Below are 13538 nucleotides of genomic sequence, written 5' to 3'. Positions count from 1 at the left end.
GATCCAGTTACCGCCTCCCGGCAGCGCGGTGTCCGGTGCCTATAGCGGTGACAAATTGAACCTCAACTTCCAGGACATCGGGCTGCGCGCTGCCTTGCAGCAAATCGCCGACGTGGCAGGCCTCAATCTGGTGGTCGGCGATGACGTGCAGGGCTCTATCACCCTACGGCTCAAAGGCGTGCCCTGGGATCAGGCGCTGGACCTGGTGCTGCAAACCAAGGGCTTGGATAAGCGGATAAAGGCCGGCGTCCTGCTGGTGGCGCCTGCCGAGGAGCTGGCCGCTCGCGAGCTGCTGACGCTGGAATCGCGCAAGCAGATGGCCGACCTGGCGCCGCTGCGCCGTGAGCTACTGCAAGTCAACTACGCCAAGGCGGCAGACCTGGCCAAGCTGTTTCAGTCGGTGAGCGGCTTTGAAGGCACGACCGATGAGCGTGGTTCAGTGGCAGTGGATGACCGCACCAATAACATCATTGCCTACCAGACCGGCGAGCGCCTGGAAGAGTTGCGGCGGATCGTGGCGCAACTGGATGTGCCGGTGCGCCAGGTGATGATCGAAGCACGGATTGTCGAAGCCAACGTCGACTACGACAAAAACCTGGGCGCGCGTTGGGGTGGGCGGCTCAATCGAGGGAATTGGGCGGCTGGAGGTATCCAGAAACCTTTGCCGGACGGCGCCCAGGCGCCGGAAAACGTGCCCAGCTCGCCATTTGTCGACCTGGGTTCACTCACGGGTACATCAGGCCTGGGGATCGCCTTCATCACCGATAACCTCCTGCTGGACCTGGAACTGACCGCCATGGAGAAAACCGGCAATGGCGAAATCGTCTCGCAGCCCAAGGTGGTCACTTCCGACAAGGAAACCGCGCGCATTCTAAAGGGCACCGAAATTCCCTATCAGGAATCCACCTCCCAAGGGGCTACGTCGGTGTCGTTCAAGGAGGCTTCCCTGTCATTGGAGGTCACGCCGCAAATCACCCCCGATGACCATGTGATCATGGTGGTCAAGGTCACCAAGGATGAGCCCGACTATCTCAATAAACTCAACGACGTACCGCCGATCAAGAAAAACGAGGTGAATGCCAAGGTGCTGGTCAAGGATGGCGAGACCGTCGTCATCGGCGGGGTTTTCTCCAATACTCAAAGCAAAGTGGTAGATAAAGTGCCATTTTTGGGCGATGTACCGTATCTTGGCCGCCTTTTCCGGCGCGATGTGCTGGCGGAGAAAAAATCCGAGCTGCTGGTATTCCTGACTCCGCGTATTATGAATAACCAGGCGATTGCTGTGAGTCGTTGATTCTGTGCGAAATTTGATTCTTGTAGGACCGATGGGGGCTGGAAAAAGCACCATCGGCCGATTGCTGGCCAAAGAGCTGCGCCTGCCATTCAAAGATTCCGACAAGGAAATTGAATTGCGCACGGGTGCCAATATCCCATGGATCTTCGATAAGGAAGGCGAGCTGGGCTTTCGCGACCGCGAGCAGGCGATGATTGCCGAGCTGTGTGGCTGTGACGGCGTGGTATTGGCCACCGGCGGCGGTGCGGTAATGCGCGATGAAAATCGGCGGGCGCTGCATGCCGGTGGTCGGGTGGTCTATCTGCATGCGTCGGTCGAGCAGCAGGTGGGTCGTACCGCCCGCGATCGCAATCGTCCTTTGCTGCGCACGGCGAACCCGGAAAAAACCTTGCGGGACCTGCTCGCGCTGCGCGATCCGCTGTATCGGGAAATCGCCGATCTGGTGGTGGAAACCGATGAACGGCCGCCTCGGATGGTGGTTCTCGACATTCTTGAGCGCCTGCAACGGCTGCCACCCCGTTAAAGCCAGGCCCGAAATGCGCTATTCTCGGCGGCGCGCTATCACCCTGCGGGGTGTGGCGTAGAGCCATCAGGCGGCGTCAGATATCGACGTTACCGGTCGTCAATACATCTTCAACGCGGGGACACATGCAGACACTTAAGGTCGATCTAGGCGAGCGCAGCTACCCGATCCATATTGGCGAAGGTCTGCTGGACCAGCCTGAATTGCTGGCACCGCATATTGCCGGGCGGCAAGTGGCAATCATCTCCAATGAAACGGTCGCGCCACTGTATCTTGAGCGTCTGAGCCGCAGCCTGGCGGCGTACTCAGTGATCTCCGTGATATTGCCCGATGGCGAAGCCCACAAGAACTGGGAAACCCTGCAACTGATCTTTGATGGCCTGCTGACCGCGCGCCATGACCGCCGAACCACCGTGATTGCTCTGGGCGGCGGTGTGATCGGCGACATGGCCGGCTTTGCAGCGGCCTGTTACCAGCGCGGCGTGGACTTTATCCAGGTGCCGACCACCCTGTTGTCCCAGGTCGATTCGTCGGTGGGCGGCAAGACCGGCATCAACCACCCGCTGGGCAAGAACATGGTCGGCGCGTTCTACCAGCCTCAGGCCGTGCTGATCGACACCGCAACCCTCAACACCTTGCCACCGCGCGAACTCTCGGCGGGGCTGGCGGAAGTCATCAAGTACGGGTTGATCTGCGACGAACCCTTCCTGACCTGGCTGGAAGAGCATGTGGACGCCCTGCGCGCACTCGACCAGGTGGCGCTCACCGAGGCGATTTCCCGCTCCTGCGCCGCCAAGGCGTTGGTGGTGAATGCCGACGAACGGGAGTCCGGTGTACGGGCCACGTTGAACCTGGGCCACACGTTCGGCCATGCGATCGAAACGCACATGGGCTATGGTGTGTGGTTGCATGGGGAGGCCGTAGCGGCTGGCACAGTGATGGCGTTGGAAATGTCGCAACGCCTGGGTTGGATCAGCGCCCAGGAGCGGGATCGCGGTATCCGCCTGTTCCAGCGTGCCGGTTTGCCGGTTATCCCGCCGGAAGAGATGACCGAGGCGGACTTCCTCGAACATATGGCAATAGACAAGAAAGTGATCGACGGTCGACTGCGACTGGTGCTGTTGCGCCATATGGGCGAAGCGGTAGTGACCGACGATTATCCGAAAGAGATTTTACAGGCCACGCTGGGAGCGGATTACCGCGCCCTGGCTCAGCTGAAAGGTTAATAAGATCCCGATGACTAGTTTGCATGCCGACGAGGCGTTCCTCGGCCATTACCAGTTAAGCCACGACCCTTTTGCTCCACGGGTGCCTGGTTTCAAATTTTTCCCGGCCCAGCGCAAGCCGGTGCTGGGGCAACTGCACCATCTCGCGCGCTACAGCCAACTGCTGCTGGTCGTCACGGGCCCGCTGGGCAGCGGCAAGACCTTGCTGCGCCAGGCCCTGGTGGCCAGCACCAACAAACAGTCCGTACAGAGCGTGGTGGTGTCTGCCCGTGGTGCCGGTGATGCGGCGGGCGTGCTGCGCCAGGTAGCCCAGGCGCTGGATGTCGCCACTGCCGAGCCGAATGCGATCCTCAAGCAGGTGGTGCAACTGGGTCTGACCGGCCAGGAAGTCTACCTGCTGGTGGATGACGCCGAGCAGCTCGACGAATCCGCCCTGGAAGCGCTGCTGGCGCTGGCGGCGGGCACGCCGGAAGGTCGCCCCCATGTGTTCCTGTTCGGTGAATCGTCGTTGATCGCCGATCTGGAGCAGATCAGCGGTGATCAGGAGCTGTTCCACGTCATCGAACTGCAGCCGTACGAAGAGGAAGAAACTCGCGAATACCTGGCCCAGCGCCTGGAAGGCGCAGGGCAGGGCATCGAACTTTTCTCCGCTGCGCAGATCTCTGATATTCACGAAAGCTCCGACGGCTGGCCTGGCACCATCAACCAGGTCGCCCGCGATGCCATGATCGAAGCCATGATTGCCAGCCGCTCTGCGGTCAAGCGTCCAAAGATGGGGTTCACTATGCCTAAGAAGCACGTATTGGCAATTTCCGCCGTTGTCGTGGTCGCTGTAGCCGCTGCCTGGTTGATTCCGGGTCGCAGCAAGGCACCGACCACTGCGGGCGCGCCAACCGAACAGGCGCAGTTGCCACTGGGCAAGCCCACGCCAAACGTTGAATTCGCGAACTCCGGTCAACCGACCAATCTGCCGATGGTCGGCCAGCCAGTGATGCGCGGCCCGCTCGCCGAAGAAGCCGGTGGTATCTCCGAAGGCGATGACGGCGTGCCGGTGGAAGGCTCCAGTGCCACACCGCCGACCGTGACGACTACTGCGCCACCTGCCGGCGTCCCCGCAGGTACGCCAGCAACTCCTGTTGCGCCAGCCGCCAAGCCGACCCCGGCACCGACCGTTGCCACCGCCAAGCCTGCGGCGCCAGTGGCCAAGCCGGCTCCAGCGCCAGCCGCCAAGCCGGCTGAAAAACCAGTCGCCACCGTTGCCAAGGCTGGCGCTGCCGGCAGCAGCTGGTACAGCAGCCAGCCCACCGGCAACTTCGTCGTGCAGATCCTCGGCACCAGCTCCGAAGCCAACGCTCAGGCGTTCGTGAAAGAGCAGGGCGGCGAATACCGTTATTTCAAGAAAGTGCTCAACGGCAAGCCTCTCTACGTGATCACCTACGGCAGCTTCCCGAGCCGTGCCGCAGCTGATTCCGCCATCAAAGCCTTGCCAGCGAAGGTTCAGGCTGGTAAACCTTGGCCTCGCACTGTCGCCAGCGTTCAACAAGAACTGGCAGCAACTCGCTGAAGATCCGGCGGCCTTACCCAGGCCGCCCTCCCGGCACCTCAAAAAAGATCGCAAGGCGTGCAGCCCCTCCAGGCCGCGCGCTTTGTGGTGTCTGCGTTACAGTAGCTTTTGAGTCGTAGCGGTCAGAATTAAAAAAGTTTTGACTAGCACAGCATATCGCTTTAAACCTTTCATAAATGCGACATAGATTTGCGACATTTCGTCGCTAAATTTGTGAGCGTCTGTGTCGGTGTGTACAATGACCTCCCTTTTGCCCCCGCTAAGTCGGCGTACGTTCGGCGTGGAAGGTAACCGGTTGAATTGAAAAGAAATTTGCCTCGATATAAGAGGCAGCCTGGTGAGAAAGTGTCTATGAAAGCAGGTCTGTACCAACCCGATGAATTCAAGGATAACTGCGGTTTCGGCCTGATAGCCCATATGCAGGGCGAGCCCAGTCATACCCTTTTGCAAACGGCCATCGAGGCCCTGACCTGCATGACCCACCGCGGTGGGATCAACGCCGACGGCAAGACCGGTGACGGTTGCGGCTTGCTGATTCAAAAGCCCGACCAGTTCCTGCGCGCAGTCGCCAAAGAGCATTTCGCTGTCGACCTGCCCAAGCAGTACGCCGTGGGCATGGTGTTTTTCAACCAGGACCCGGTCAAAGCCGAAGCCGCTCGCGAGAACATGAACCGCGAGATCGTCGCTGCCGGCCTGCAACTGGTCGGCTGGCGCAAAGTGCCGATCGACACCAGCGTGCTCGGCCGCCTGGCCCTGGAGCGCCTGCCGCAGATCGAACAAGTGTTCATCGCAGGCGACGGCCTGAGCGACCAGGACATGGCGATCAAGCTGTTCACGTCCCGTCGTCGCTCGTCCGTGTCCAACGCGGCGGATGCAGACCACTACATCTGCAGCTTTTCCCACAAGACCATCATTTATAAAGGCCTGATGATGCCGGCGGACTTGACCGCCTTCTATCCAGACCTGAGCGATGAGCGCCTGCAAACCGCCATTTGCGTGTTCCACCAGCGCTTCTCCACCAACACCTTGCCGAAATGGCCGCTGGCCCAGCCATTCCGCTTCCTCGCCCACAACGGCGAGATCAACACCATCACCGGCAACCGCAACTGGGCCGTGGCCCGTCGCACCAAGTTCGCCAACGATTTGATGGACCTGGAAGAGCTCGGCCCGTTGGTCAACCGCGTGGGTTCCGACTCCTCCAGCATGGACAACATGCTCGAACTGATGGTCACCGGCGGCATCGACCTGTTCCGTGGCGTGCGCATGATCATTCCGCCTGCGTGGCAGAACGTCGAGACCATGGACCCCGATCTGCGGGCGTTCTATGAGTACAACTCGATGCACATGGAACCGTGGGACGGCCCGGCCGGCGTGGTCATGACCGACGGTCGCTACGCGGTGTGCCTGCTCGACCGTAACGGTCTGCGCCCGGCACGTTGGGTCACCACCACCAACGGTTTCATCACCCTGGCGTCGGAAATCGGCGTGTGGGACTACAAGCCTGAAGACGTGATTGCCAAGGGCCGTGTAGGCCCTGGCCAGATCCTCGCCGTGGACACCGAAACCGGGCAGATCCTCGACACCGACGCCATCGACAACCGCTTGAAGTCCCGTCACCCGTACAAGCAATGGCTGCGCAAGAACGCCCTGCGCATCCAGGCGACCATGGAAGACAACGACCACGGTTCGGCTTTCTACGACATCGACCAACTCAAGCAGTACATGAAGATGTACCAGGTCACGTTCGAAGAGCGCGACCAGGTGCTGCGTCCACTCGGCGAGCAAGGCTACGAGGCCGTCGGTTCCATGGGCGACGACACGCCGATGGCCGTGCTGTCCCAGCGCGTGCGTACGCCGTACGACTATTTCCGCCAGCAGTTCGCCCAGGTGACCAACCCACCGATCGACCCGCTGCGCGAAGCCATCGTGATGTCCCTGGAAGTCTGCCTCGGTGCCGAGCGCAACATCTTCCAGGAGTCGCCTGAGCATGCCTCCCGCGTGATCCTCAGCTCGCCGGTCGTGTCTCCGGCCAAGTGGCGTTCGCTGATGACCCTGGAGCGCCCGGGTTTCGACCGCCAGATCATCGACCTGAACTACGACGAGAGCCTCGGCCTTGAAGCCGCTGTGCGCAACGTCGCCGACCAGGCCGAAGAAGCCGTGCGCGCCGGTCGTACCCAGATCGTGCTGACCGACCGTCATATCGCTCCAGGCAAGTTGCCGATCCACGCTTCGCTGGCCACCGGCGCGGTGCATCACCGCCTGACCGAAAAAGGCCTGCGCTGCGATTCCAACATTCTCGTGGAAACGGCCACCGCCCGCGACCCGCACCACTTTGCGGTGTTGATCGGCTTCGGCGCCTCGGCGGTGTACCCGTTCCTCGCCTATGAAGTGCTGGGTGACCTGATCCGTACCGGTGAAGTACTGGGCGACCTCTACGAGGTGTTCAAGAACTACCGCAAGGGCATCACCAAAGGCCTGCTGAAGATCCTGTCGAAGATGGGCATCTCCACCGTCACCTCCTACCGTGGCGCGCAGCTGTTCGAAGCCATCGGCCTGTCGGAAGAAGTTTGCGAGCTAAGCTTCCGTGGCGTGCCGAGCCGCATCAAGGGTGCGCGTTTCGTCGACATCGAAGCCGAACAGAAAGCCCTGGCCGCCGAAGCCTGGAGCGCGCGCAAGCCGATCCAGCAAGGTGGCCTGCTCAAGTTCGTGCACGGTGGCGAATATCACGCCTACAACCCGGACGTGGTGAGCACCCTGCAAGCCGCCGTGCAGCAGGGCGATTACGCCAAGTTCAAGGAATACACCGCGCTGGTGGATAACCGCCCGGTGTCGATGATCCGTGACCTGCTCAAGGTGAAGACCCTGGACACGCCGTTGGCCATCAGCGAAATCGAACCGCTGGAATCGATCCTCAAGCGCTTCGACTCTGCCGGTATTTCCCTGGGCGCCTTGTCGCCTGAGGCCCACGAAGCCCTGGCCGAAGCCATGAACCGCCTGGGTGCGCGTTCCAACTCCGGCGAAGGCGGTGAAGACCCGGCGCGCTACGGCACCATCAAGAGCTCGAAAATCAAGCAGGTTGCCACTGGCCGTTTCGGCGTGACCCCGGAATACCTGGTCAACGCCGAAGTGTTGCAGATCAAGGTTGCCCAGGGCGCCAAGCCCGGTGAGGGCGGCCAGCTGCCGGGCGGCAAGGTCAACGGCCTGATCGCCAAGCTGCGTTATGCGGTACCCGGCGTGACCCTGATTTCGCCACCGCCGCACCACGACATCTACTCGATTGAAGATTTGTCGCAGCTGATTTTCGACCTGAAACAGGTCAACCCGCAGGCCCTGGTCTCGGTGAAACTGGTAGCAGAAGCGGGCGTGGGCACCATCGCCGCCGGCGTGGCCAAGGCCTATGCCGACCTGATCACCATCTCCGGCTACGACGGCGGCACTGGCGCATCGCCGCTGACCTCGATCAAGTACGCCGGCGCGCCGTGGGAACTGGGCCTGGCGGAAACCCACCAGACTTTGCGCGGCAACGACCTGCGCGGCAAAGTGCGGGTGCAGACCGACGGCGGCCTGAAGACCGGCCTCGACGTGATCAAGGCCGCCATCCTCGGCGCCGAGAGCTTCGGTTTCGGCACCGCGCCGATGATCGCCCTGGGCTGCAAATACCTGCGCATCTGCCACCTGAACAACTGCGCTACCGGCGTCGCGACTCAGAACGAGAAGCTGCGCAAGGATCACTACATCGGCACCGTCGACATGGTGGTGAATTTCTTCACCTACGTCGCCGAAGAAACCCGTGAGTGGCTGGCCAAGCTGGGCGTGCGTTCGTTGGAAGAGCTGATCGGTCGCACCGATCTGCTGGACATCCTCGAAGGCCAGACCGCCAAGCAACAGCACCTGGACCTGACGCCATTGTTGGGCAGCGATCACATCCCGGCAGACAAGCCACAATTCTGCCAGGTGGATCGCAACCCGCCGTTCGACAAAGGCCTGCTGGCCGAGAAAATGGTCGAAATGGCCGGTTCCTCGATCAACGACGCCAGCGGTGGCGAATTCGCCCTGGATATCTGCAACTGCGACCGTTCCATCGGCGCACGCATCTCCGGCGAAATCGCACGCAAGCACGGCAACCAGGGCATGGCGAAGGCGCCAATCACCTTCCGCTTCAAAGGCACTGCGGGCCAGAGCTTCGGCGTCTGGAACGCCGGCGGCCTGCACATGTACCTGGAAGGCGACGCCAACGACTACGTAGGCAAGGGCATGACCGGCGGCAAGCTGGTCATCGTTCCGCCCAAGGGCAGCGTCTACAAGACCCAGGACAGTGCCATCATCGGCAACACCTGCTTGTACGGCGCCACCGGTGGCAAGCTGTTCGCCGCGGGTACGGCCGGTGAGCGTTTCGCCGTGCGTAACTCCGGTGCCCACACCGTGGTTGAAGGCACTGGCGATCACTGCTGCGAGTACATGACTGGGGGCTTTGTCGCGGTATTGGGCAAGACCGGTTACAACTTCGGTTCGGGCATGACCGGCGGTTTCGCCTACGTGCTCGACCAGGACAACACCTTCGTCGACCGGGTCAACCACGAGTTGGTCGAGATCCAGCGGATCAGCGGCGAAGCCATGGAGTCCTACCGGAACCACTTGCAGCACGTGCTGGACGAGTACGTCGAGGAGACCGGCAGCGAATGGGGTCGTAACCTCGCCGAAAACCTCGATGATTACCTGCGTCGTTTCTGGCTGGTCAAGCCCAAGGCTGCCAACCTGAAATCGTTGCTTTCCAGCATCCGTGCCAACCCGCAGTGATATGCGCCTGAAGAGTTTGATGAGGTTTTAACATGGCTGAACGTCTGAATAACGACTTCCAGTTCATCGATGTCGGGCGCAAAGATCCGAAGAAGAAACTGTTGCGTCAACGCAAGAAAGAGTTCGTGGAAATCTACGAGCCCTTCAAACCCCAGCACTCGGCCGACCAGGCCCACCGCTGCCTGGGTTGCGGTAACCCGTATTGCGAATGGAAGTGCCCGGTGCACAACTTCATTCCCAACTGGCTCAAGCTGGTGGCCGAGGGCAACATCCTCGCCGCCGCCGAGCTGTCGCACCAGACCAACACCCTGCCGGAAGTCTGCGGCCGGGTGTGCCCGCAGGACCGTCTGTGCGAGGGCGCGTGCACCCTTAACGACGGCTTCGGCGCGGTGACCATCGGTTCGGTGGAGAAGTACATCACCGACACCGCGTTTGCCATGGGCTGGCGTCCGGACATGTCCAAGGTCAAGCCGACCGGCAAGCGTGTGGCGATCATCGGTGCGGGCCCGGCGGGCCTGGGCTGTGCCGACGTGCTGGTGCGTGGTGGCGTGACCCCGGTGGTGTTCGACAAGAACCCGGAAATCGGCGGCCTGCTGACCTTCGGCATCCCCGAGTTCAAGCTGGAAAAAACCGTACTGAGCAACCGTCGTGAAGTGTTCACCGGCATGGGCATCGAGTTCCGCCTGAACACCGAAATCGGCAAAGACGTGACCATGGAGCAACTGCTCGCCGAATACGATGCCGTGTTCATGGGCATGGGCACCTACACCTACATGAAGGGTGGCTTTGCCGGTGAAGACCTGCCGGGCGTATATGACGCGCTGGATTTCCTGATTGCCAACGTCAACCGCAACCTGGGCTTTGAAAAGTCGCCGGAAGATTTCGTCGACATGAAAGGCAAGAAGGTCGTAGTACTCGGCGGTGGCGACACCGCGATGGACTGCAACCGTACCTCGATCCGCCAGGGCGCCAAGTCGGTGACCTGTGCGTATCGTCGTGACGAAGCCAACATGCCCGGTTCGCGCAAAGAGGTGAAGAACGCCAAGGAAGAAGGCGTGAAGTTCCTCTACAACCGCCAGCCGATCGCCATCGTTGGCGAAGACCGCGTCGAAGGCGTGAAGGTGGTCGAGACCCGTCTCGGCGAACCGGACGCCCGTGGCCGTCGCAGCCCCGAGCCGATCCCGGGCTCCGAAGAGATCATCCCGGCCGACGCCGTGGTCATCGCCTTCGGTTTCCGTCCAAGCCCGGCGCCGTGGTTCGAGCAGTTCGAGATCCAGACCGACAGCCAGGGCCGTGTCGTGGCCCCGGAACAAGGCCAGTACAAGCACCAGACCAGCAACCCGAAAATCTTCGCCGGTGGCGACATGGTGCGCGGGTCTGACCTGGTGGTGACGGCGATCTTCGAAGGCCGCAATGCCGCCGAAGGGATCCTGGACTACCTGAACGTCTAACCCTGATCCCAGGTTGAAATGGGATCAAAATGTGGGAGGGGCTTGCCCCCGATAGCGGTGGTTCAGTGACAGATTCTGAGACTGACACACTGCAATCGGGGGCAAGCCCCCTCCCACATTTGATTTGCGCAGGTTCAAGATATTGTCGTAAATCAACCCGATAGACAAAAGGCACCGCTCTTGCCGTGCCTTTTGCGTCGCGCTCTGAGAAAATGCCCGCACTTTTTTTGCGGATGCCGACATGACTGCCCTCAAGAACGACCGTTTCCTTCGTGCCCTGCTCAAGCAACCCGTGGACGTCACCCCCGTGTGGATGATGCGTCAAGCCGGTCGCTACCTGCCGGAATACCGCGCCAGTCGCGCCCACGCCGGCGACTTCATGAGCCTGTGCATGAACCCGGAGTTCGCCTGCGAAGTCACGATGCAGCCACTGGACCGCTACCCTCAACTGGACGCGGCCATCCTCTTCTCCGACATCCTCACAATCCCTGACGCCATGGGCCAAGGCCTGTACTTCGAGACCGGCGAAGGCCCGCGTTTCAAGAAAGTCGTCAGCACCCTGGCCGATATCGAAGCCCTGCCGATCCCCGATCCACACAAAGACCTCGGCTACGTGATGGACGCCGTGAGCACCATCCGCCGCGAGCTGAACGGCCGCGTGCCGCTGATCGGCTTCTCCGGCAGCCCATGGACCCTGGCCACCTACATGGTCGAAGGCGGCTCGTCGAAAGACTTCCGCAAGACCAAGGCCATGCTCTACGACAACCCGCAGGCCATGCACCTGTTGCTGGACAAGCTGGCCCAGTCGGTCACGTCCTACCTCAACGGGCAGATCATGGCCGGTGCGCAAGCCGTACAGATCTTCGATACCTGGGGCGGCAACCTGTCGGCGGCGGCGTACCAGGAGTTCTCCCTGGCCTACATGCGCAAGATCGTCAGCGGCCTGATCCGTGAACACGAAGGCCGTAAAGTGCCGGTCATCATGTTCACCAAGGGCGGTGGCCTGTGGCTGGAAAGCATCGCCGATGCTGGCGCAGATGCATTGGGCCTGGACTGGACCTGTGACATTGGCGACGCCCGTCGTCGTGTCGGTGACAAGGTCGCGCTGCAAGGCAACATGGACCCGACCGTGCTGTACGCAAAGCCGGAAGCGATCCGCACCGAAGTCGGTCGCATCCTGGCCAGCTACGGCAAAGGCAGCGGCCACGTGTTCAACCTCGGCCATGGCATCACTCCGGAAGTGAACCCGGAGCATGCCGGCGCGTTCCTGCGTGCGGTGCATGAGTTGTCGGCGCAGTATCACGAGTAATTGCAGCCCAATAAAAAACGCCCGGCTTATGCCGGGCGTTTTTGTTTGAGGTCAACGGATGAAGCGCAAGCCTGTTGCGAAAAAAACGCTGTGAAGCGGTTTTTTCAGCAGTACTTCAAGCTGCTGTTCGCCCCAACGGTGGCAACTTCGCCAGCTTCAACGCCACCAGCAACGCACCTATCAACAGCGCCACGATAAACGCGCCGATGCCGTTCCATCCACCGAAGTGCCAGAAGAACCCGCCCGCGGTGCCGGCGATGCTCGATCCCACGTAATAGCAAAACAGATACAGCGACGACGCCTGCCCCTTGGCTTTCACTGCGCGGCGCCCGATCCAGCTGCTGGCCACCGAGTGGGCGCCAAAGAAGCCGAAGGTGAAGATCAGCATGCCCGGCACCACCAGCCACAGCGGGGTGAACAGAGTCAGGGCCATGCCGGCGAGCATCAGCACAATGGTGGCCCACAGCACGCGGCGGCGGCCGAGGCGGTCGGCCAGGGAGCCGACTTTCGCCGAGCTGTAGATGCCCGAGAGGTACACCAGTGACAGCAGGCCCACCACGGCCTGGCTCAGATCGTACGGGTCCGCCAGCAGGCGATAGCCGATGTAGTTGAACATCGTCACGAACGCACCCATCAGCAGGAAAGCCTCAAGGAATAGCCACGGCAGGCCGGCGTCCTTGAAGTGCATAACGAAGCCATCTACCAGGCTGCGCGGCTTCAGGCTGCTGGCGCGGAAGTTGCGCGATTCGGGAAGGATCTTCCAGAACACCGTGGCGGCAATCAGCGCCAGGGCGCCGATGATCAGCATTGCGGTGTGCCAGCTGACGAAGTCGATCAGTACGCCGATGATCAGGCGCCCGCTCATGCCCCCGATGGCGTTGCCGCCGATGTACAGGCCCATGGCCAGGCCGATGTGCTGGGGGTGGATCTCTTCGCTCAGGTAAGTCATCGCCACGGCAGCCAGGCCGCTCAAGGACAGGCCCACCAGCGCACGCATCAGCAGGATCCCTTCCCAGGACGGCATCAAGCCACTGGCAATGGTCGCCAGCGCGGCGCAGAACAACGCGGCGACCATCACCGGCTTGCGCCCCAGGGTGTCGGAAATCGGCCCGGTAATCAGTAGACCCAGCGCCAGCATCGCCGTGGACACCGACAGGATCAGACTGCTCTGCGCCGCATTGATCGAGAACTCGTGGGACAGTGCCGGCATCATCGGTTGCACGCAATACAGCAGGGCGAACGTGGCGAAACCGCCGGAGAACAATGCCAGCACCGTGCGCATGAACATCGGCGTGCCTTTTTCGATATACGCGTCGTTGAGCTGCGCCACTACCTCATCCAGTGCGGTGGGTGGGACTTCTTGAGCGTATGGAG

The 13538-nt window shown here is 61.4% G+C and carries 7 protein-coding genes and 1 pseudogene; 7 read left to right on the top strand and 1 reads right to left on the bottom strand.

The window, feature by feature from the left end; genetic code table 11:
- Positions 1-37: 37 nt before the first annotated feature.
- The 7 genes and pseudogenes from FBY10_RS09400 to hemE all read left to right on the top strand — a co-directional run.
- Positions 38-1294, top strand: a pseudogene (locus FBY10_RS09400) (type IV pilus secretin PilQ); the annotation flags it as partial.
- A 4-nt stretch (positions 1295-1298) separates the two neighbouring features.
- Positions 1299-1817 carry a shikimate kinase AroK gene (gene aroK / locus FBY10_RS09395; RefSeq protein ID WP_003171222.1) on the top strand — a complete coding sequence of 173 codons (519 nt, stop codon included), beginning with the start codon at positions 1299-1301 and terminating at the stop codon, positions 1815-1817.
- Between the two features lie 125 nt (positions 1818-1942).
- Positions 1943-3043: a 3-dehydroquinate synthase gene (gene aroB, locus FBY10_RS09390; RefSeq protein ID WP_122673881.1), complete on the top strand. Its 1101-nt coding sequence runs from the start codon at positions 1943-1945 to the stop codon at positions 3041-3043.
- Positions 3044-3053: 10 nt separating this feature from the next.
- On the top strand, positions 3054-4607 hold the full coding sequence (locus tag FBY10_RS09385; RefSeq protein WP_131696860.1) for an SPOR domain-containing protein: 1554 nt from the start codon (positions 3054-3056) through the stop codon (positions 4605-4607).
- Positions 4608-4958: 351 nt separating this feature from the next.
- Positions 4959-9404, top strand: coding sequence for a glutamate synthase large subunit (gltB, locus tag FBY10_RS09375; RefSeq protein WP_145335923.1), 4446 nt, complete (start codon positions 4959-4961; stop codon positions 9402-9404).
- 32 nt (positions 9405-9436) lie between these two features.
- On the top strand, positions 9437-10855 hold the full coding sequence (locus FBY10_RS09370; protein WP_092489391.1) for an FAD-dependent oxidoreductase: 1419 nt from the start codon (positions 9437-9439) through the stop codon (positions 10853-10855).
- A gap of 241 nt (positions 10856-11096) precedes the next feature.
- The gene (gene hemE / locus FBY10_RS09365) at positions 11097-12164 is read left to right on the top strand and encodes a uroporphyrinogen decarboxylase (RefSeq protein WP_131696858.1); all 1068 of its coding nucleotides are present in this window, start codon (positions 11097-11099) and stop codon (positions 12162-12164) included.
- A 115-nt stretch (positions 12165-12279) separates the two neighbouring features.
- On the opposite strand, the gene FBY10_RS09360 is transcribed toward hemE, so the two are convergent.
- Positions 12280-13506, bottom strand: coding sequence for an MFS transporter (locus tag FBY10_RS09360; protein ID WP_205885663.1), 1227 nt, complete (start codon positions 13504-13506; stop codon positions 12280-12282).
- Positions 13507-13538 lie beyond the last annotated feature (32 nt).

Origin of the sequence: Pseudomonas sp. SJZ103 (assembly GCF_007828335.1) — a bacterium.
In the GTDB taxonomy this organism is placed as follows: domain Bacteria; phylum Pseudomonadota; class Gammaproteobacteria; order Pseudomonadales; family Pseudomonadaceae; genus Aquipseudomonas.
This window is presented reverse-complemented; position numbering and strand designations above follow the sequence as displayed.

What these genes read in the sequence shown, in the direction of transcription:
- gltB (WP_145335923.1), top strand. Translation starts at nt 4,959, where the DNA reads ATGAAAGCAGGTCTGTACCAACCCGATGAATTCAAGGATAACTGCGGT.
- hemE (WP_131696858.1), top strand. Translation starts at nt 11,097, where the DNA reads ATGACTGCCCTCAAGAACGACCGTTTCCTTCGTGCCCTGCTCAAGCAA.
- aroB (WP_122673881.1), top strand. Translation starts at nt 1,943, where the DNA reads ATGCAGACACTTAAGGTCGATCTAGGCGAGCGCAGCTACCCGATCCAT.
- FBY10_RS09385 (WP_131696860.1), top strand. Translation starts at nt 3,054, where the DNA reads ATGACTAGTTTGCATGCCGACGAGGCGTTCCTCGGCCATTACCAGTTA.
- FBY10_RS09370 (WP_092489391.1), top strand. Translation starts at nt 9,437, where the DNA reads ATGGCTGAACGTCTGAATAACGACTTCCAGTTCATCGATGTCGGGCGC.